Origin of the sequence: Micromonospora zingiberis (assembly GCF_004331455.1) — a bacterium.
GTDB lineage: Bacteria > Actinomycetota > Actinomycetes > Mycobacteriales > Micromonosporaceae > Micromonospora > Micromonospora zingiberis.
On the sequence record NZ_SJJR01000014.1, the window covers coordinates 140510 to 159758 of the forward strand.

The window sequence follows — 19249 nt, forward strand, 5'->3', positions numbered from 1 at the left end:
CATCGCGAGGAGGAACAGTGGAATTCGACTACGTGGTGGTGGGGGCGGGATCGGCCGGGTGCGCCGTGGCTGCCCGGCTGTCCGAGGATCCGACCGTCACCGTGGCGCTGCTGGAAGCCGGCGGCCCCGACGACCACCCGGACATCCGGGTCCCGCTGGGCGCCCTGGACCTGATCGGGTCCGAGGTCGACTGGGACTTCGGCACACTGCCCCAGCCGCACCTGGGTGGACGGGAGGTGCGCTGGCCGCGCGGCCGGGTGCTGGGCGGCTCGTCGGCCACCAACTTCCAGATGTGGGTGCCCGGACACGCCGAGGACTTCACGTCGTGGCCGCCGTCCTGGTCGTGGGAACGGGTCCGGCCGTGGTTCCGCCGGACGGAGCACTGGGCCGGCCCGGCCGACGACAGGGGAGCGCTCGGTCTCGGCGGTCCGCTGTGGATCTCACCGCAGCGCGACCCGGACCCCAGCAGCCTGCGCTTCCTGCGGGCGTGTGCCGAGGCCGGGCTCGCACCGATCGGTGACACGCTGGCCGGCCCGGACAACCGCGGGTACGCGCTGGCCCCGGTCACCCAGCGCGACGGTGCCCGGTGGAGCAGCGCGGACGGTTACCTACGGCCGGCCCTGCACCGCCCCAACCTGACCGTGCTCACCGGGGCCCAGGCACACCGGGTGCTGCTCGACGCCGGTCACCACGCCACCGGCGTGCGACTGGCCGACCGGACCGTCGCCGCCCGCCGCGAGGTCGTGCTCAGCGCCGGGGCGGTCGGTTCGCCGCACCTGCTGCTGCTCTCCGGCATCGGCGACCCGGAGGACCTGCGCGCGGCCGGGGTGCGCCCGCGGGTGGACCTGCCCGCCGTCGGACGCGGCCTGCACGACCACATGATCCTCGATCTGGCGGTCCGAGCCGACGACGCGACCCGCTTCCTGCAGGACGGCCGGGAACGCTACCAGCGCGACCGGATGGGCCCGTTGACCTCGAACATCGGTGAGGCGGTGGCGTTCCTGCGTGCCGACGGCGCGGCGGGCGCACCGGACGTGGAACTGATCTGGTCTCCGATGGCGTTCGACGACACGGGCACGCCGATCCCCGGGTACACCCTCGGGGTCGTGCTGCTGCGCCCACGCAGCCGGGGCCGGCTCACCCTGGACACCGCCGATCCGGACACCGTACCCCGCATCGACCCGGGCTACCTCACCGACGACGCCGACGTGCGTACGTTCGTGGCGGGCGTCCGGTTCGCCGAACGGATCCTCGACTCCGCGGCCCTGCGGACCCTGCACCAGGGACCGGTGGCCCCATGGCCGGCCGACGACACGGTGGCCGAGTACGTCCGGCAGCGGGCGCAGACGCTGTTCCACCCGGTCGGCAGTTGTCGCTTCGGTGACGTGGTCGACGCCGACCTGCGGGTGCGCGGGGTGACCGGGTTGCGGGTGGCCGACGCGTCGGTGATCCCCAAGGCGCCGCGCGGTCACACCCACGCCCACGCCGTGATGATCGGCGAGCGCGCCGCCGATCTGATCCGTGCGGCCGCGACGTCGTACCCGCGCGCGGAGGAGGCCAGCGACGGGCGTCCCGTTGCCTCCCGATAGCCCCGCTCGGAGCGTTGCGTGAGAGGTCGATTACCACCCGTACCAATTGATGCCGTTAGATCTGTCGTAGTGCGCCGAACGTACCGACCCCCACCCGGAAGTGAGGACACGATGACCCAGACCGACGTCAGCGAGCTGAGCCTGGAACTGACCGACGACCCGGAGACCCAGAACGCGGTCTTCCTGGCCGCGTTCAACTCCGGCCGGGGCGACCTGTTCGACCTGCTCTACCGCTCGGACGCGATCTCCAACCTGTCCGGCCGGCCGCTGACCGGCGCCGCCCGCACCGAGGCGATCACCGCACTGCTGGCCACCCGCCCCAAACTGCACTCGGTGGTCCGCGACTCCATCGTGGCCGGCGACACCTCGCTCATCATCGTCGGCTTCGAGCTGGAGGTTACCGGCGAGGACGGCACCCGGCAGCGGATCACCGGCCGCTGCACGGACGTGCTGGTCCGCGAACCCGACGGCAAGTGGATCATGGCGGTGGACCGCCCGGTGGCCGAGCACACCGAGACCCTCGGCGACTGAGGCCGCGGCGGCTCCCGTCCCGGCACCCGCCCGGACGGGAGCCGCCCCACCACGGCGGGAAGGACCGCACATGGATACGGCCACCAACGCATCCCTGGTCGGCGCGGCCCAGATGCGCTCGACGATGTCCCAGTTCGCCACCGGCGTCGTGGTCCTCACCGTCGGCGGCGACCAGCTGCACGGCATGACCGCCAATGCCTTCAGTTCGGTGTCACTGGACCCGCCCCTGGTCTTGTGCTGCGTCGGCAAGAACGCGGTGATGCACCGGGCGATCACCGGATCCGGTCACTTCGCGGCCTCGGTACTGCGCGCCGGACAGGAGACGTACGCCCGGCATTTCGCCAGCCGCGACCGGCCGCTGGGCCGCGCACAGTTCGCGGTGGGCGACTGGAGCCCCGGGGCGCTCACCGGCGCACCGCTGCTCACCGACAGCCTGGCCTGGGTGGAATGCGCGCTGACCGACGTGCACGAGGCCGGTGACCACTCGGTCTTCCTGGGCCGGGTCCTCGGCTGCGGGCACCGCTCCGGCGCCGGACTGCTGTTCTTCGATGGCGGCTTCCACCCCACCCCGGCCCGGCCTCACGGCCCCGCCGGCAGCCCGACGAAGAGCACCTGACGAGAGGTGCCGGAGTCTGTGGGGCGACGTACACCGTGCGGGAATGCCGATGACGAGGGGCCCGGGACGATGCCGTCCCGGGCCCCTCGTCGGCGGGTCCGGGCACACCCGACGGCGGCCGCCGATCGCGATGATCGACGGCCGCCGCCCCGGCTGATCCGGGGGATAGATCAACCGGTCAGCAGGGCTGCGTCGTTGGCGCGCAGCAGCGCGCACACGTCGGTCAGCCCGGTCACCAGGCGGGCCAACGCCTCGTCGGTCACCGCGAGGGATGGCTGGAAACGCAGCGTGTGCGGGGCGCTGGCGGTCGGGAACACCCGGATCCGGTGTGCCCGCAGCAGTCGCCCCGCGATCAGGTAGCCGAAGAGACCGTTACGGGCGAAATCGCGGACCACCCCGGCCGGAGCATCGGACCGGTCGCGGAACTCCAGCCCCTGCATCAGCCCGTGGCCCCGCACCTCGGCCACCACGTCCGGGTTGGCGCCGGCCACCGCGTCCAACGCCGCCCGCAGCGCGTCGCCGCGTTCCCGCACGGTCCGGTACGCCTGCCCGCCGTCCGCCTCGAGCAGGTCGACGACGGCCAGCCCGATGTGGCAGGACAGGGCGTCCTTGGCGAACGTGGAACTGTGCACCAGCTCGAACTCGGGCTGGTAGCGGCTGTCCCGCACCAGCAGCACGGCGTTCTTCACCAGCCCGCCGCCGATGCTCTTGGCCAGCAGCACGTAGTCGCCGAGCAGCCCGGTCTGCGCGCCGGCGAAGAAGGTGCCGGTGCGGCCCACGCCGGTCTGGATCTCGTCGACCACCACGGGGAACCCGCCGGCCTCGGCGGCCTGACGCAGCTCGGCCGCGAGGTCCGCGCCCAGCGGCCGGATGCCGCCCTCGCCCTGCACCGGCTCGGCGAAGAGCGCGGCGATCACCGGCAGATCCCGTTCGACCAGCCGGATCGCACCGTCGCCGGACTCCAGGTCGAAGACCGTGACCCGCTCGGCCTCGACCGCCTTGGCGACCGCGCCGGGCCGGTCCACCGGTACGAACCGGGCCGGCGCGGCCAGCGTCCGGAACGGCAACCGGTAGGCCGGGTTGTGGGTGAGCTGCACGCTGGCCGCGAGCTTGCCGTGGAAGGAGTTCTCCAGAGTCAGGAACACCGGTCCACGGGCCAGCTGAGCCACGTTGTGCTGCCGGACCGCCGCGATCAGTCCGTCCACACCGGTGAACGCGCCCAGCCGGGCCGTGGCCGTGCCGCCGGGCAGGGCGGCGCCGGCCGCCGCGGCCGTTCGGGCGGCGTCCAGGTGCTCGTCGATCTCGGCGGTCAGTGCGGCGACCCGTCGCCCACGTTCCATTTCCGCGTGCTTGAGCGCGCACTCGGCCGCCTCGGCCCCGGTGTTCGCGAAGATCGCCCGGAAGGGCTCCTCGATGCCGAACTCGCGGTGCAGCACCCGGTTGAGCGCGGCGGCCAGGTCGTTGGCGTACGGGTGCCGGGAGAACTGCGCGTGCACCGGCACCTGGCGGTCCACCAGGTCGTGCAGCAGCCCGGTCAGGGCGGGATGGTGATGGCCGAAGATCAGCGACCCGTACCCGCCGACGAAGTCGTCGACCGCCACCTCGGCGCCGGTGTCGTCGGTGAAGTAGAGCGTGTCACCGCTGGCCCGGGAGTAGGGCACGGCCAGGCCCAACTGGTCGAGTAGTCCGCCGAGATGCGCCTCGGCCAGCTCGGGGAGCTCGGTGGTCACGGCGGCCACCTCAGACGCTGTCGCCGTAGGCGTTGTCGACCGCGTAGCGCCACTTGCCGTCGGCGCCCCGGCGCAGCACGTCCAGCCCGGTCCCGGTCAGGTGCGTGGTGCCACCCGCACCGTCCGGCTGATCGATGGCCCAGTCCACCACGAGCAGCGCGGCGTCGCCGGCCACGTACGACTCGCGCAGCTCGGCGCGCATCGACGGGCGGGACGCGACGAACTCGCGGACCGCGTCGACGTGCTCCTGGCCGCGCAACTGCTTGCCGGGCTCCCAGATGGTCACCGCGTCGTCGGTGTAGAAGCTGAGCACCGTCTCCGCGTCGCCGGAGTTCATCGCGCTCACGTACCGGGCGGTCACCTGCCGGGCGTCGTCGGTCAGCTGGGTTTCGTCCACTGAGGAGGTCATGCGTACACACCTGCCTTCCGGTCTTTTGGGCACAACGTAGAGGCGTTGCGTGACTGTGCACTCACTCAGCGGTAATCGCCGCCCCATCGGCGTCATCGAGAGAACCGGGCTACTGCGGCGTGACTGAACGCTGACGGTCCGCCACCAATCCATTGATAGAAACGGATCAAACCGCCGACTGCGGTTCCCAGGGGAAGCGACGAAGGGCAACCGAACGCGATGACCCACGACACGCACGCCGACCCCCCGAACACCGACGCCCCGAACACCGGCGACACCCCGGTGGCCGTGGTCGGCCTCTCCTGCCGCCTGCCCGGCGCGGCAGACCCGGACGCGTTCTGGGAACTGCTGACCGAGGGCCGCGACGCCGTCACCGACGCACCCGCCGACCGCCGCCCCACCGGCGACGACCACACCCCCGGCGCGCTGCGCGGCGGCTTCCTGGACCGACCCGGCGACTTCGACGCCCGATTCTTCGGCATCTCACCACGCGAGGCCGCCGCCACCGACCCGCAACAGCGACTCGTCCTGGAACTGGTCTGGGAAGCCCTGGAGGACGCCGGCATCGTGCCCACCGAACTGGCCGGCACGCAGACCGCCGTCTACGTGGGGGCACTGCGCGACGACTGGGCCGGCCTCATCCACCGGGCCGGACCCGACGCCGTCACCGGCCACACCAACACCGGCACCCACCGCGGACTCATCGCCAACCGCGTCTCGTACACACTGGACCTCCGCGGCCCCAGCATGGTCGTCGACACCGCCCAGTCGTCCTCACTGGTCGCCGTGCACCTGGCCGCCGAAGCCGTCCGTGCCGGCACCGTCCCGCTCGCCGTCGCCGCCGGGGTCAACCTCAACCTCCTGGCCGACGGGGTGCACACCGCCCAACGCTTCGGCGGACTCTCCCCGGACGGCCGATGCCACACCTTCGACGAGCGCGCCAACGGGTACGTCCGTGGCGAGGGCGCCGCCGTCGTGGTCCTCAAACCCCTGGCACAGGCCCGAGCCGACGGCGACGACGTCCTCGCCGTCCTGCACGGCAGCGCGGTCAACAACGACGGCGCCACCCCCGGCCTGACCGTGCCCAGCGCCGACGCCCAACAACGGATGCTGACCCGCGCCCACACCGCCGCCGGCATCGGCGCCGCCGACGTGCAGTACGTGGAACTGCACGGCACCGGCACCCCGGTCGGCGACCCGATCGAGGCGGCCGCACTCGGCGCCGTCTTCGCCGCCGGCCGTGACCCGGCCGACCCACTCCTGGTCGGCTCGGTGAAGACCAACATCGGCCACCTGGAAGGCGCCGCCGGCATCGCCGGACTGGTCAAGGCCGTACTCAGCATCCGGCACCGGATGCTGCCGCCCAGCCTGCACTTCACTCGACCCAACCCGGCCATCCCCCTGTCCGAGCTACGGCTGCGGGTCGCCACCACCCACCGCCCGTGGCCGCACCCCGACCGGCCACTGATCGCCGGCGTGAGCAGCTTCGGCATGGGCGGCACCAACTGCCACGTGGTGATCGGCGAACCTCCGCCGCTGCCCACGCCCGAGCCGGCGCCCAGCCCGGCCGATCCCGCGCTGGTCACCCTGTCCGCCCGCACCACCCCGGCGCTGCGCGACCAGGCCACCCGGCTGCTCCGGCACACCCGCCGCCACCCCGGCGCCACCCCGGCCGACCTCGCCCACGCGCTGGCCACCCGCCGTACCACCTTCCGGCACCGGGCCGCCATATGGGCCGCCGACCACACCGAGCTGACCGCCGCCCTCACCGCCCTGGCCGACGGCACACCCACGGCCCACGTGAGCACCGGCGAGACCGCCGTCCACCCCGGCGCCGCCGTACTGTTCACCGGGCAGGGCGCCCAGCGCACCGGGATGGGCCTCGGCCTACGCGCCGCGTTCCCCGCGTACGCCGCCGCCTTCGACGAGGTCTGCGCCCACCTCGACCCGCTGCTGCCCCGCCCACTGGCCGACATCATCCGCACCGGCGACGGGCTCGACGGCACCGACCTCGCCCAGCCCGCCCTGTTCGCCGTCGAAGTCGCCGCCTACCGCCTGATCGAGTCCTGGGGGGTGACCCCGACCCGGCTGATCGGCCACTCCATCGGCGAGATCGCCGCAGCCCACGTCGCCGGAGTGCTGTCGCTGCCCGACGCCTGCACCATGGTCGCCGCCCGCGGCGCGCTGATGCGCGACCTGCCCACCGGCGGCGCCATGATCGCAGTGGACGCCCCGCCGGACCGGCTGCGCCCGTTCGCCGACGCCGCCCCCGATCGGCTGGCCGTCGCCGCGGTCAACGGGGTACGGGCCACCGTACTCTCCGGCGCCGCCGCGCAGGTCGACGCGGCGGCCCAGGCCCTGCGCGCCGCTGGGCACCGGGTCAAACGGCTCACCGTCAGCCACGCCTTCCACTCGCCGCTGATGGAGCCGATGCTGCCTACCTTCGGCCAGGTCGTCGCCGGGCTCTCCCTGCGACCGCCGCGACTGCCGGTGGTCTCCACCCGCACCGGCGCACTGGCCGCCGACGACCTGGCCACCGTGGACCACTGGGTCGCCCAGGTCCGCGAACCCGTGCTGTTCGCCGCGGCCGTCCGCGCCGCCGCCGACGCCGCACCCACCATGATCGAAGCCGGCCCGGACGGCGTCTGCGCGGCCCTGGTGCCCGGCTGCGGGCTCGACGACGGCACGGCCGTCGCGGTGCCGCTGCTGCGCGCCGGAACCGACGAGACCCGCTCGGCCCGCACCGCACTGGCCCGGCTACACGTCCGCGGCGTCCACACCGACCCGAGCCGCTGGGCGCCGCCGACCGGACGGCGACCACGGCTACCCACGTACGCCTTCCAGCGGCAGGACTTCGGCACCGGCCCTGCCGCCGCGCCGGTACCCGCGGCCGTCCCGGCTGCGCCGCCCACCCCGACGGCAGCACCCGCCCGAACACCGGGGCTCGACACGCCGACACTGGTGGCCGCACACGTCGCGGCAGTCCTCGGCGTGCCCGACCCCGACCTGGTCGACCGGCAGGCGACCTTCCGTGACCTCGGCGTCGACTCGTTGATGGCCGTCGAACTGCGCGACGCGCTGGCCGCCGCGACCGGCACCACGCTCCCCACCGGGCTGCTGTTCGACCACCCCACCCCGGACGCCCTCGCCGCCCACCTCGCCGGTGCCACTGCCACCCCCGCTACCGCGCGCAGCGAGGTCCGGGCCGTCGCCGACGAGCCGATCGCCGTCGTCGGCATGGCCTGCCGCTACCCGGGCGGCGCCGACACCCCGGACGCGCTGTGGCGGCTGGTCGCCGACGAACGCGACGCCATCGGCCCGTTCCCCACCGACCGCGGCTGGCCCGCCACCCTGTTCCACCCCGACCCCGAACACCCCGGCACCAGCTACGTACGCGAGGGCGGCTTCCTGCCCGAGGCCGCCGCGTTCGACCCCGCCTTCTTCGGCATCTCGCCCCGCGAGGCGCTGGCCATGGACCCACAACAACGGCTGCTGCTGCTCACCGCCTGGGAAGCCCTGGAACGCGCCGGCATCGACCCGGAAACCCTGCGCGGCAGCCGCACCGGAGTGTTCGTCGGCGGCACCGCCGGGGACTACGGCCCCCGAATGCACGACGGCGGCACCGCCGGCGAAGGGCACATCCTCACCGGCACCACACCCAGCGTGATGTCCGGGCGCATCGCCTACCACCTCGGCCTGGCCGGCCCGGCCCTCACCGTGGACACCGCCTGCTCGTCCTCGCTGGTCGCCCTGCACCTGGCCGTCCGGTCACTGCGCAGCGGAGAATCCCACACCGCCCTGGCCGGCGGCGTCACCGTGCTCGCCACCCCGGGCATGTTCCTGGAATTCTCCCGTCAGCGCGGCCTCGCCCCGGACGCCCGGTGCAAGTCGTTCGCCGCCGCCGCCGACGGCACCGCGTGGGCCGAGGGCGCCGGACTGCTGGTCCTGCAACGGCTCAGCGACGCCCGCCGCGCCGGCCGCCCGGTGCTGGCCGTCATCCGCGGCTCCGCGGTCAACTCCGACGGCGCCTCCAACGGGCTGACCGCCCCCAACGGCCTGGCCCAGCGCCAGGTGATCCACGCCGCGCTCGCCGACGCCGGGCTGGCCCCGCACGACGTCGACGCGATCGAGGCCCACGGCACCGGCACCGCCCTCGGCGACCCGATCGAGGCCGAGGCGCTGGCCGCCGCGTACGGGCCCGGCCGCGACCGCCCGCTCTGGCTGGGCTCGCTGAAGTCCAACATCGGCCACACCCAGGCCGCCGCCGGCGTCGCCGGTGTCATCAAACTCGTACAGGCCATACGCTCCGGCACCCTGCCACGCACCCTGCACGTGGACGAACCGACCCCCCGGGTCGACTGGGCGGCCGGCCCGCTGCGCCTGCTCACCGAAGCCCGCCCCTGGCCGGCCCGCCCCACCCGACGGGCCGCCGTCTCCTCCTTCGGCATAAGCGGCACCAACGCCCACCTGATCCTGGAGCAGGCGCCTGACGACCCGGACCCGCAACCTTCCGCCGACGCGCCCGTACCCTGGCTGATCAGCGCCCGTGACCCGGGCGGCATCGCCCGGCAGGCCGGTCGGCTACACGCCGCGCTGACCGCGGCCGACGAACCCCACCCCGCCGCCGTGGCCCGGGCGCTGGCCGGCCGGACCCGGTTCCCGCATCGCGCCGCGGTCGTCGGCAGCACCCACGGCGACCTGCTCGCCGGCCTGGCCAACCTGGCCGCGGGGACCGACGACGCCCGGGTGGTCCGCGGCCACGCCGACCGGCCCGCCCGCGTCGCGTTCGTGTTCACCGGCCAGGGCGCCCAGCGGCCCGGCATGGGCGCCGAACTGGCCGACACGTTCCCCGTCTTCGCCGCCGCCCTGCACGAGGTGGCCGCCGCCCTGGACCCGCACCTGGACCGCGCGCTGACCGACGTGCTGGCGGCCGAGGACGTGCACCGCACCCGGTACGCCCAGCCGGCGCTCTTCGCCGTCGAGGTCGCCCTGGCCCGGTTGCTGGCCCACCACGGCCTGCGGCCGGACCTGGTCGCCGGCCACTCGGTTGGCGAAGTGGCCGCCGCACACGTGGCAGGGGCGCTGACCCTGCCCGAGGCGGCCGCCCTGGTCGCCGCCCGAGGCCGGCTGATGGACCGGGCCCGCGCCGGCGGGGCGATGCTGGCGGTACAGGCCAGCGAGCAGGAGGTGGCGGCCACCCTGGCCGCGTACCCGCAGCTGAGCCTGGCCGCGGTCAACGGGCCGACGTCGGTGGTGCTGTCCGGCGACCCCGACCCGATCGTGGAGGCGGCCGCGCACTGGGCCGCCCGGGGCCGGCGTACCCGGCGGTTGCGCGTCAGCCACGCCTTCCACAGCGCCCATATGGACGAGATCCTGACCGAGTTCGCCGAGGTGGCCGCGGCCCGCGAGTTCACCGCGCCGCAACTGCCGTTCGTGTCCACCGCCACCGGCGACCGGCTCCCTGACGACCGGCTGGCCGACCCCGGCTACTGGACCGGCCAGCTACGCGGAACGGTCCGCTTCGCCGACGCCGTGACCAGCCTGCGTACCCTCGGGGCCACCGTCTTCGTCGAGGTGGGACCGGACACCGCACTGGTCCCGGCGATCCGCGAAACGCTGGGCGACACCGACGCCACAGTGATCGCCACCGGCCGCGCCGGCCGTCCGGAACCGGAAACCGCGATCCTGGCCGTGGCCGCCGCACACACCGCCGGCGCCCCGCTCGACCCGGCCCCGCTCGGCGCCGGATCGCCGCCGACCGGTCTGCCCACGTACCCGTTCCACCTGGACCGCTACTGGCTGGCCCCGCGTACCTCCGCCGACCCGACCGCGCACCCGCTGCTGCACACCACGGTGGACCTGGCCGACCGGGCCGGCCTGGTCCTCGCCGGGGAGCTGTCCCGGTCGGACCTGCCGTGGCTGGCCGACCACGTGATCAACGGCGCCGCGTTGGTGCCCGCCACCGCGTTCCTGGAGATCGCCCGCATGGCCGGCGAGCGGGCCGGCGCGACCCGGGTGGACGAACTGACCCTGGTCGCGCCGCTCGCCGTACCCGCCCAGGGCGCCCTGCACGTACAGGTCAGCGTGGCCGAGCCGGACCCCGACGGCGCTCGCCGGTTCGCCGTGCACGCCCGGGCCGAGGACGGCGCGGCCCCGGACGCCTGGCGGCGCTGCGTCACCGGCCGACTCACCCCGGCCAGCGTCACCGACGCCGGGCCGGTGGACGCGCCGTGGCCGCCGCCGGGCGCGGTCGAGGAATCCGTCGGCGATCTCTACACCCGCCTCGCCGAGGCCGGCTACGACTACCGTGGCGACTTCACCGCGGTTCGCCGGCTGTGGCGCGTCGGCGACGACATCTGCGCCGAGCTCGAACTGCCCGAAGACACCGACCCGACCCGCTACCGCATCCACCCGGCGCTGCTCGACGCCGCCCTGCACCCGGTGGTACGGCACGCCGCGACCCGTACCGCCCCGGGACACATCCGGCTGCCCTTCACCGTCACCGACGCCGACCTGATCGGCACACCCGGCCGCGCACTGCGGGCCCGCATCACCCCGGCCGGCCCGGACACGGTGACCATCACCCTCACCGACAACACCGGCCGCCCGGCCGGCCGGATCGGCGGGCTCACCCTGCGTGAGGTGGACACCCGCGACCTGGCCGCCGCCACCGGCGGCACCGGCGGGCTCTGGACGCTCGGCTGGCAGCCACTGTCCGCCCCGTCCAGCCCGGCCGACCCCGGGGAGACGATCACCCTCGGCGGCGACGACCCACTGCCCGCCGTCCGCGCCGCCCTGCACGCGGTGCGCGACCGACTCACCGGCCCCCTCACCGTGGTGACCCGCCACGCGGTCAGCACACCCGGCGACCCTGCCCCCGACCCGGCCGGCGCTGCCGTCTGGGGCCTGCTCCGCAGTGTCCAGGCCGAACATCCCGACGTCACCCTGGTCGACCTCGACGATGGCGCCGGTCCCGACGCGGTGGCCGCCGCCGTCGCCACCGGCGAACCGCAGGTCGCCGTCCGCGCCGGCGCACTGCTGGCGCCCCGCCTCGGCCCGGCACCCGCAGCCGGGCAGTCGCCGGCGATCGACCCCACCGGCACCGTCCTGATCACCGGCGGCACCGGCGGGCTGGGCCGGCTGGTCGCCGAGCACCTGGTCACCACGTACGGGGTGCGCCACCTCGTCCTGGTCAGCCGGCGCGGCCCGGACGCCCCCGAGGCCACCGCGACCACCGTCGCGCTGCGCGAAGCCGGTGCCGAGGTCCACGTGGTAGCCGCCGACGTCACCGACCGCGACGCCGTCGCCGCCGTGCTGGCCGCCGTCCCGGCCGCACACCCGCTCACCGCGGTCGTGCACGCGGCCGGGGTGGTGGATGACGCCACCGTGGCCGCTCTCACCGACGAGCAGCTGGACCGGGTGTGGCGGGTCAAGGCGGACGGCGCCCGGCACCTGCACGACCTGACCGCCGACCGGCCGCTGACCGCGTTCGTGCTGTTCTCCTCGATCGCCGGGGTACTGGGCACGGCCGGGCAGGCCGGCTACGCGGCGGCCAACTGCGCCCTCGACGCGCTGGCCATGCACCGGCACGCCGCCGGGCTGCCCGCCACCGCACTGGCCTGGGGCCTGTGGGACACCACCACCGGGATGGGCGCGGCGCTGCGCGACACCGACATCGCCCGCTGGGCCCGGCTCGGCATCGACCCGCTCACCCCCGAGCACGGCCTCGCCCTGTTCGACCGGGCGCTGCGCTCACCCGAACCGGTTCTCGTGCCGGTGGCCCTGGAACCGGCCCGGCTGCGCACCGACGATCCGCTACCGGCACCCCTGCGTGCGCTGGCGCCGACCCGCCCACGCCGGGTAGCGGCGATCCCGGCCGGCGACTGGGCGACGCATGCGGCCGGGCTGGACGAGCCGGACCGGCACGCGTACGCGCTGGACACCGTCCGGAAGGCTGTCGCCGCCGTACTCGGCCACGACAGTCCGGCCGGCGTGGCGCCCGAGGTGCCGTTCCGCGACGCCGGGTTCGACTCGCTGACCGGGGTGGACCTGCGTAACCGCCTCTCCGGCGTCACCGGCCTGCCGCTGCCGGCCACGCTGGTGTTCGACCACCCGACCCCGACTGCTGTCGCCGAGTACCTGGCCGGAACTGTCGGCGGCCGGCCCGCCGAGTCGGCCCCGGCTCCGATCGTGGTTGTCGACGGTGATCCGGTGGTGATTGTTGGTATGGGTTGTCGTTTTCCGGGTGGGGTGGTGTCGGCGGATGGGTTGTGGGAGTTGGTGTTGGGGGAGCGGGATGCGGTGGGTCCGTTTCCGGGGAATCGGGGTTGGCCGGCGGATTTGGTTGATCCGGATCCGGGGGCGGTGGGTCGTTCGTATTGCGGTGAGGGTGGTTTTTTGTATGAGGCGGATCGGTTTGATGCGGAGTTTTTCGGGATGTCGCCGCGGGAGGCGTTGGCTACTGATCCGCAGCAGCGGTTGTTGTTGGAGGTGGCGTGGGAGACGTTCGAGCATGCGGGGATCGATCCGCGGTCGTTGCGGGGTAGCGACACCGGCGTTTTCACCGGCGTCATGTACCACGACTATGCCGCCCGGGCCGCCCGCCCACCCGCCGACCTGGAGGGCTACCTGCTGGTCGGCAACACCGCCAGCGCGGTCTCCGGCCGCCTCGCCTACGTGTACGGCCTCAACGGCCCGACGCTGACCGTCGACACCGCCTGCTCGTCGTCGCTGGTCGCCCTGCACCTGGCGGTCAGTGCGCTGCGCCGTGGCGAATGCTCGGCCGCCCTGGTCGGCGGGGTGACGGTGATGGCGTCGCCGACGGCATTCGTGGAGTTCTCCCGCCAACGCGGCCTGGCCCCGGACGGCCGGTGCCGATCCTTCGCCGCCGATGCCGCCGGCACCGGCTGGGCCGAGGGCGTGGGTCTGCTGCTGGTCGAGCGGCTCTCGGTGGCCCAGGCGAAGGGCCACCAGATCCTCGCCGTGGTCCGCGGAAGCGCGGTCAACTCCGACGGCGCCTCCAACGGCATGACCGCCCCCAACGGCCCCGCCCAGGAGCGGGTGATTCGTGCTGCGTTGGGTGTTGCTGGTTTGTCTCTGTCTGATGTGGATGTGGTGGAGGCGCATGGTACGGGTACGTCGTTGGGTGATCCGATCGAGGCGCAGGCGGTGTTGGCCACCTACGGCGCCCGTACTGCTGGTGGGCCGGTGTTGTTGGGGTCGTTGAAGTCGAATATTGGTCATGCGCAGGCGGCGGCGGGGGTTGGTGGTGTGATCAAGATGGTGCAGGCGATGCGGGCTGGGGTGGCGCCGCGTTCGTTGCATTGTGATGAGCCGTCGCCAATGGTCGACTGGGACTCCGGCGCCGTCCGCCTGCTGTCCACCCGGCAGGACTGGCCGGACACCGGCCGTCCCCGCCGCGCCGCCGTGTCGTCGTTCGGCATCAGCGGCACCAACGCCCACGTCATCCTCGAACAGGCCCCGGCATCCACCGCACCCGAACCGGCCGCCGAACCGGAACCGGGCACCCCGGTCGCCTGGGTGGTGTCCGGGCACCACCCCGCCGCCCTGCGCGGCCAGGCCCGCGCACTGCACGACCTGGTCACCGGCCCCGAACCCCCGGACCCGACCGGGATCGCCCGCGCCCTGACCCGCCGCACCGTCCTGGACCGCTGGGCCGTGGTCACCGCCACCGACCCGGACACCCGCGCCGCCGCCCTCGACGCCCTGGCGACCGGCGGATCCGCAGCCGGCCTGACCCACGGCCCCACCGGTCCGCGTGGCCGGCTCGCGTTCCTGTTCACCGGGCAGGGCAGCCAGCGCACCGGCATGGGCCGCACCCTGTACGACCGGTCGGCGGCGTACCGCCACGCCCTCGACGACGTCTGCGCGCACCTGGACGGGCGCCTCGACCGGCCACTGCGCGACATCCTGTTCGCCGACCCCGACAGCGCCGACGCGGCCCTGCTCGGCCAGACCGTGTTCACCCAGGCCGCCCTGTTCGCCACCGAGGTCGCCCTCTACCGGCACATGGAGGCCTGCGGGGTACGACCGGACACCGTCCTCGGCCACTCCGTCGGCGGCGTCACCGCCGCGCACGTCGCCGGCGTGTTCGACCTGGCCGACGCGGCCCGGCTGATCGCCGCCCGTGGCCACGCCATGCAGGCCGCCCGCGACGACGGCGGGATGGTCGCACTGGACGCCACCGAGGACGAGGTCCGCGACTGGTTGGCCGGCCGCACCGACCTGACCGTGGCCGCGGTCAACGCCCCCCGGTCCATCGTCGTCGCCGGGGACCGTGCAGCCGCCCAGGACGCCGTCGGTCACTGGCGCTCCCACGGCCGGCGGGCCACCGCACTGCCGGTCAGCCACGCCTTCCACTCCCACCACATGGACGACGTGCTGGACCGGTTCCGCCGGACGATCGACGCAATCACCTTCCGCGAACCCACGCTGACCGTCATCTCCGACACCACCGGCGACCCGGCCACCGCCAGCGAACTCGGCAGCGTCGACTACTGGGTACGGCACGTACGGCAGCCGGTGCGTTTCGCCGACGCGGTCCGCACCCTGCACCGCACCGGCGTCACCGACCTGGTCGAGATCGGCCCCGACGCGGTGCTGAACGGACTAGCCGCAGCCACGCTGGGCGACCTGCCCGGCCTCGTCGTCCCGGTGCTGCGGGCCGGCCGGGACGAACCGGAAACCATGCTCACCGCGCTCGCCCTGCTGCACGGGCGGGGACTGCCGGTGAACTGGGACCAGGTGCACCCCCACGCCCGCCCGGTGCCGCTGCCCACCTACCGTTTCCAGCGCCGCCGCTACTGGCTCGACGCCCGCGGCGCCGGGCCGACCGCAGCCGGGCAGCACGACACCGCCCATCCGCTGCTCGGCGCGGCCGTCGACGTGGCCGGCTCGGACACCGCCGTGCTCACCGGCCGGCTCGACGCCGCCAGCGGCAGCTGGCTGGCCGAGCACCGCCCCGGCGGCGTCCCGCTGGTGCCCGGCAGCGCGCTGACCGACCTGGTGCTGCGGGCCGGCGCACAGGTCGGCTGCCACCAGTTGGCCGAGCTGACCCTGACCACCCCGCTGCCGTTCGACGGGCGCGAACCGGTCGCCGTGCAGGTGGTGGTCGGCGCCCCAGCCGACGACGGCAGCCGTACGGCCGCCGTGCACGCCCGACCGGCCGACGCCCCCGCCGGACACCCGTGGACCCGGCACGCCGACGGCCTGCTCACCCCCGCAGCGGCACCCGCCCCGCCGCCGGGCCCATGGCCGCCGACGGACGCCGAACCCGTCGCCCTCGACGACGTCTACGACCGGCTGGCCGGCCTCGGCTACCACTACGGGCCGGCGTTCCGGCGGATGACCCGGGTGTGGCGCCGCCCCGGCGAACGGTTCGCCGAGGTCACCCTGGCCGAGGACCAGCTACCCGAGGCCGCCGGCTACGCCCTGCACCCGGCGCTCCTCGACGCCGCGCTGCACCCACTGCTGCCCCTGGTGGCCGCAGCGCCGGACGAGGTCGGCGCCGAGGTGCTGCCGTTCGCGTTCACCGGGGTACGGCTGCACGCCACCGGCGCGTCCACCCTGCGGGTCGCCCTCACCGTCCACGACACCGGCGAGGACGGCACCGTGGTGTCGCTGACCGCCACCGACCCGGCCGGCGTCGCGGTACTCACCGTGGACCGGCTGCGGCTGCTGCCCCGCACCGCCGGCCCGGCCGCCGTCCCGGACGGGCTGCACCGGCTCACCTGGCGTCCCCTGCCCACACCCCACGGCGCGGCGGTGAAGGCGGCCACGGTCGGACTGCCGGACACCACCGGGCTGCCCAGCTACGCCACGGTCGGCGACCTGCCCGCCACAGCCGTGGTGTTCGTGGCCGCACCCGACGGCGACCCGGCCGCAGCCGCACCGCAACGCGCGCGGCAGAGTCTGACCGGCACCCTCGATCTGCTGCGCCGCTGGCTGGCCGACGACACCGGCACCGAACTGGTGCTGGTGACCCGGCACGCGGTCGCCACCACCGACGACGCCGACCCCGACCCGGTCCAGGCCGCGCTGTGGGGCCTCGTCCGTTCCGCGCAGGCCGAACAGCCGGGCCGGTTCCGGCTGGTCGACGTGGACGGCACCGACGCCTCCTGGGCCGTCCTCGCCGAGGTCGCCGCCACCACCGAAGCGCAGGCGGCGATCCGCGCCGGCCGGCTGCTGACACCCCGCCTGGCCCCGGTCACCCGGGCCGGCACCGAAACGCGGCCGGACCTGTCCACCGGGCCGGTGCTCGTCACCGGGGCCACCGGCACGCTCGGCGCGGTTCTGGCCCGACACCTGGTCACCGCGTACGGCGCCACCGACCTGGTGCTGCTCAGCCGGCGCGGACCGGCCGCCCCCGACGCCGACCGGCTCGCGGTGGAACTGACCGGTCTCGGCGCCACCGTACGCACCCTCGCCTGCGACGTCAGCGACCGTGCCGCCCTCGCCGCCGTGCTCGACGGCCTCGACCGGCCACCCGCCGCGGTTGCCCACGTGGCCGGCACCACCCGCGACCGCACCGTCACCGCACTCACCGGCGACGACCTCGACCAGGTGCTGGCGCCCAAGGTGGACGCCGCCTGGCACCTGCACGAGCTGACCGCCGACCGACCACCGGCGCTGTTCCTGCTGTACTCCTCGGTCGCCGGCACCCTCGGCACCGCCGGGCAGGGCAACTACGCCGCCGCCAACGCCTTCCTCGACGCGCTGGCGCAGCACCGCCGCGCCGCCGGCCTGCCCGCCGTCTCCCTTGCCTGGGGACTGTGGGCACAGACCAGCGCCCTGTCCGGGCACCTGTCCGACACCGACCGGCAGCGGGTGGCCCGGCTGGGACTGCGGCCACTGGCCGGCGAGGAGGCGATGCGGCTGTTCGACGCCGCCCTCACCGACGGCGGCCCGGCGTTCGCGGTCACCCGCTTCGACGTACGCCGCCTCACCGACCCGCCAGCCGTGCTGCGCGACCTGGCCGCGCCCGCCCTGCCGGTGGCCTCCGCGGCCGTCGCCGCCGACCGGCCCACCCTCGCCGCACAACTGGCCGGCCGCTCCCCGGAACAACGCCGCGACCTGCTTACCGGTCTGGTACGGGCACAGGTCGCCGGTGTGCTCGGCCGCACCGACCCGGACGGCATCGACCTGGACCGCGCCCTGACCGACCTCGGATTCGACTCGCTCACCGCGGTCGAGCTGCGTAACCGGCTCGGCACGGCCACCGGGCACCGGCTGCCGGCGACGCTGGCGTTCGACCACCCCACCCCGGCAGCGCTGGTCCGCTACCTGGACGACCTGCTGACCGACAGTCCGCCGGACGACGGCGTGCACGCCGAACTCGACCGGCTGGAGGCCCTGCTGCGCGACAGCGGACCCGGCGACGCAATGGTCGCCGACCGGCTGCGACAGCTGCTCACCCTGGCGGCGCCGGAATCCCCGGCCGCCGTTGACCTCGACACGGCCAGTGACGAAGCGCTGTTCGCGCTGGTCGACGACCTCGACTGAGCGGGAGACGACCGTGGCCGACGAGCAGAAGCTGCGCGAGTACCTCAAGCGGGCCATCGCCGACTCGCAGGACCTGCGGGCCCGGCTGCGCGCCGCCGAGGACCAGGATCGGGAACCGATCGCGGTCGTCGGCATGGGCTGCCGCTACCCGGGCGGCGTCACCTCACCCGACGAACTGTGGGACCTGGTGCTGGCCGAGCGCGACGCGGTCGGCCCGTTCCCGCAAAACCGGGGCTGGCCGGCCGACCTGGTCGACCCGGACCCCGAAGCGGTGGGCAAGTCGTACGCGGGTGAGGGCGGCTTCCTGTACGACGCCGACCGGTTCGACGCGGACTTCTTCGGCATCTCGCCCCGGGAGGCCGAGGCGATCGACCCGCAGCAGCGGTTGCTGCTGGAGGTGGCGTGGGAGACCGCGGAACACGCCGGCATCGACCCGGAGTCGTTGCGCGGCACCGACACCGGCGTCTTCCTCGGCAGCATGTACCACGACTACGGCGCCCGGCCGCGACTGCCCGGCGAGGCCGAGGGCTATCTGTTCAGCGGCAGCGCGGGCAGCGTCGCCTCCGGCCGCCTGGCGTACGTGTTCGGGTTGGAGGGCCCGACGCTGACCGTCGACACCGCGTGTTCGTCGTCGCTGGTCGCCCTGCACCTGGCGGTGAGTGCGCTGCGCCGTGGCGAATGCTCGGCCGCGCTGGTCGGCGGGGTGACGGTGATGGCGTCGCCGGTCGCGTTTGTGGAGTTTTCGCGTCAGCGTGGTTTGTCGGTGGATGGTCGGTGTCGGTCGTTTGGGGCGGGTGCGGCGGGGACTGGTTGGGCTGAGGGTGTGGGGTTGCTGTTGGTGGAGCGGTTGTCG

7 protein-coding genes are annotated in these 19249 nt (G+C 74.6%); 5 read left to right on the forward strand and 2 right to left on the reverse strand.

Translation table 11 applies throughout. From position 1 onward, the window contains the following. Window positions 1-17: 17 nt before the first annotated feature. From E0H26_RS20195 to E0H26_RS20205, 3 genes are all read left to right on the forward strand, one after another. Complete coding sequence (locus E0H26_RS20195) at window positions 18-1589, forward strand: GMC family oxidoreductase (protein ID WP_131305941.1); 1572 nt, start codon at window positions 18-20, stop codon at window positions 1587-1589. A gap of 111 nt (window positions 1590-1700) precedes the next feature. Then, the gene (locus tag E0H26_RS20200) at window positions 1701-2120 is read left to right on the forward strand and encodes a YybH family protein (RefSeq protein WP_131305943.1); all 420 of its coding nucleotides are present in this window, start codon (window positions 1701-1703) and stop codon (window positions 2118-2120) included. Window positions 2121-2190: 70 nt separating this feature from the next. Next, window positions 2191-2736: a flavin reductase family protein gene (locus tag E0H26_RS20205; protein ID WP_131305946.1), complete on the forward strand. Its 546-nt coding sequence runs from the start codon at window positions 2191-2193 to the stop codon at window positions 2734-2736. Window positions 2737-2906: 170 nt separating this feature from the next. On the opposite strand, the gene E0H26_RS20210 is transcribed toward E0H26_RS20205, so the two are convergent. Together E0H26_RS20210 and E0H26_RS20215 are read right to left on the reverse strand one after the other, a co-directional pair. After that, entirely contained in the window at window positions 2907-4466 is a 1560-nt protein-coding gene (locus tag E0H26_RS20210; protein WP_131305950.1) for an aspartate aminotransferase family protein, read from the reverse strand. 10 nt (window positions 4467-4476) lie between these two features. Beyond that, entirely contained in the window at window positions 4477-4875 is a 399-nt protein-coding gene (locus E0H26_RS20215) for a YybH family protein (RefSeq protein ID WP_240742277.1), read from the reverse strand. Between the two features lie 219 nt (window positions 4876-5094). Between E0H26_RS20215 and E0H26_RS20220 the strand changes: the two genes are divergently transcribed. Together E0H26_RS20220 and E0H26_RS20225 are read left to right on the forward strand one after the other, a co-directional pair. Then, window positions 5095-18396 (forward strand): type I polyketide synthase, encoded by a 13302-nt coding sequence (locus E0H26_RS20220; RefSeq protein WP_131305953.1) that lies wholly within the window; start codon window positions 5095-5097, stop codon window positions 18394-18396. Further along, a partial coding sequence (locus E0H26_RS20225) for a beta-ketoacyl synthase N-terminal-like domain-containing protein (protein ID WP_476703378.1) occupies window positions 18356-19249 on the forward strand: 894 nt, incomplete at its 3' end. The genes E0H26_RS20220 and E0H26_RS20225, both read left to right, overlap by 41 nt.

Bases quoted from the DNA above. Each gene is read 5' to 3' on its own strand.
- E0H26_RS20220 (WP_131305953.1), top strand. From the start codon at position 5,095: ATGACCCACGACACGCACGCCGACCCCCCGAACACCGACGCCCCGAAC.
- E0H26_RS20200 (WP_131305943.1), top strand. From the start codon at position 1,701: ATGACCCAGACCGACGTCAGCGAGCTGAGCCTGGAACTGACCGACGAC.
- E0H26_RS20215 (WP_240742277.1), bottom strand. From the start codon at position 4,875: ATGACCTCCTCAGTGGACGAAACCCAGCTGACCGACGACGCCCGGCAG.
- E0H26_RS20205 (WP_131305946.1), top strand. From the start codon at position 2,191: ATGGATACGGCCACCAACGCATCCCTGGTCGGCGCGGCCCAGATGCGC.